This window comes from Acidiphilium sp. PM, from assembly GCF_000219295.1.
GTDB lineage: Bacteria > Pseudomonadota > Alphaproteobacteria > Acetobacterales > Acetobacteraceae > Acidiphilium > Acidiphilium multivorum.
Window position 1 is genome coordinate 1 of record NZ_AFPR01000241.1, and the last position, 2,226, is coordinate 2,226.

1 protein-coding gene is annotated in these 2,226 nt (G+C 71.6%); it reads right to left on the bottom strand.

Features of this window, described 5'->3' with window-relative positions:
- Nucleotides 1-149: 149 nt before the first annotated feature.
- Nucleotides 150-2,226: type II secretion system secretin GspD (gene gspD / locus APM_RS10410; RefSeq protein WP_007423333.1), on the bottom strand; the 2,077-nt coding region annotated here is incomplete at its 5' end.

Below are 2,226 nucleotides of genomic sequence, written 5' to 3' on the forward strand. Positions count from 1 at the left end.
CGCCGCGTCGCGCAGGTTGCCGGCGATCGCCATCTGCTGGCGGGCGGCGACCAGCAGCCGGGTGACGAGGAAGCCGAACAGCACCAGCACCGCCAGCACGATCAGCAGCGCGAAGCCGCGGTCGTCGTGCCGGCGGGGCCGCGCCATGCTCAGTGCAGCCCGAGACGCCGGCGCAGCGCCGCTTGCGGATCGGCCGATCCGTCCATCGGCAGGCCGTTGAGTTCGGCGGGCACGTTGGCGGCGTTGGGCAGCGCCTGTTCGAGGTCGCTTGTCAGCGCCGCAGCGTCGGTCGCGTCGTGGACGACGTGCGGGGTGATCAGCACCAGCAGCTCCTGCCGCGCGCGGCTGTTGTCCTGCGTGCCGAAGAGCGGGCCGAGCAGCGGCACGTCCTTGAGGAAGGGCAGGCCGGAATTGCCGCGCTGGACATTGTCGGTGATCAGCCCGGCGAGACCGATCGTCTGCCCGTCATGCACGACGACGCTGGAGGAGACGGCGCGCTCGGAGAAGGTCGGCGAGTTCAGCCCCTGGGTGGTGACCGAGGGGGCGACGTTGCTCACCTGTTGCGAGACCGTGAGCGCCACCAGCCCGTCGCTGGAGATATGGGGGGTGATTTGCAGGATCACGCCGGTTTCCTGGTAGTTCACCGAGTTGATGACCGGCGCGCCGGTGGTCAGCGTGCTCTGCGAGGTCTGCGAGAGATAGGGCACGAGATTGCCGACCAGCAGGTTCGCCGTGCGGCCGTTCTGCACGAGGAGCTGCGGCGAGGAGAGCACCTGCACCTGGGTGACCGATTGCAGGGCGGAGATCGCGAGCGGCGCGCCGTCGCTGCCGTGGCCGGCGAGGACGAAGCCGGGGAAGCTTTGGTTCAGCGCCGCGGTGGTGCCGGTGCTGAGCACCGCGTTGATGCCGCCGGACTTGAAGAAGAACTGGGTGCCGTATTTCAGCGCGCCGTTGAGATCGACCTCGGCGATCGTCGCGTCGATCTCGACTTCCAGCGGCTCGATGTCGAGCTTGCGGAGCATCGCCTCGACCGAGGCGTTTTCCGAGGCGTCCGCCCGCACCAGGATCGCGTTCTGGCGGGGATCGGCGATGATCCTGAGGCCGCTTGAATCGCCGCCGCCGCCCGCGCTGCCGCCGAGCGGACCGAGCAGCGGATTGCTCGCCGCCGCGTGGGACGATGCGGGTGATGCGGCGGGCGAGGCGGCGGGGGATGCGAGGCCTGCGCCGAGACCGGAGGCGGTGGAACTGCTGGTGCCGGGGGCGGCGCCGAGCCCGGCGGTGGTGCCGGTGCCGGAGGTGCCGGCCGCGTTGCCCACCAACCCGCCCGATCCCATCAGCGTCTGCGCCGAGACGCCGGGGGCGGTGTTGCCCGTGGTGTCGGACGCCGAGGGTTGGGCCGTCACGTCGTTGGGGGTGAAGGCTTCCTGCAACACCTCGGCGACGTCCCCGGCGCGGCTGTTGCGCAGGTAATAGACGTGCCAGGCCCGGTGCGTCGCCGCTTCCTGCCGGGCGAGGGTGCGGTAGACCCGGTCCGCCGCGCGGATGGCGGCGCCGGAGGGGGCAATCACCAGAACGGCGCCGATGCGCACCAGCGGGACCACCTTGACCACGCCGCCCGCCTTGCCGGCGTGCAGCGCCTGGGTCAGGGCGGTGGCGAAATCGCGCGCGTTGGCGCCGGTGGCGGGGTAGAGCGCGTAGGACTGGCCGGCGAGGGCATCGACGTCGAAGGCGCGGATCAGCGCGAGCAGGGTGGCGCGGACCTGCGGATCGCCTTCGACGATGAGGGCGTTGCGGTCCGGCTCGGCGATCACCTTTCCGCCCTTGCCGACATAGGGTTGCAGCACGGCGGCGAGATGCGCCGCGCTGACATGGGTGAGGGTGACGACGCTTGATCCGTCGAGCCCCGGCGCGGTGGCGAGGGCGGCCGCCGCCTTGTCGGCCGGGACGACCTGGTAGAGCCCGTTGCTGCGGATGAGGGCGGCGTGGTTCTGCGCGAGCAGGGTTTGCAGCGTCGGGATCAGGGCGGAGGCGGGGATGTCGTGCGCCGTGCGCAGCGTCGCCTTGCCCTGCACCGCCGGGTCGATCGTGTAGGTGACGTGCAGCATGTTGCCGAGGATCTGGGCGACGACGGCGCGGATGTCGGTATCGGCGAAGTCGAGCGAGACATCGCCGCTGCCGGCGGGTAGCGGCGCGCCGGGGGCGCTTGCGGGCGGCGCGTGGCCGGGG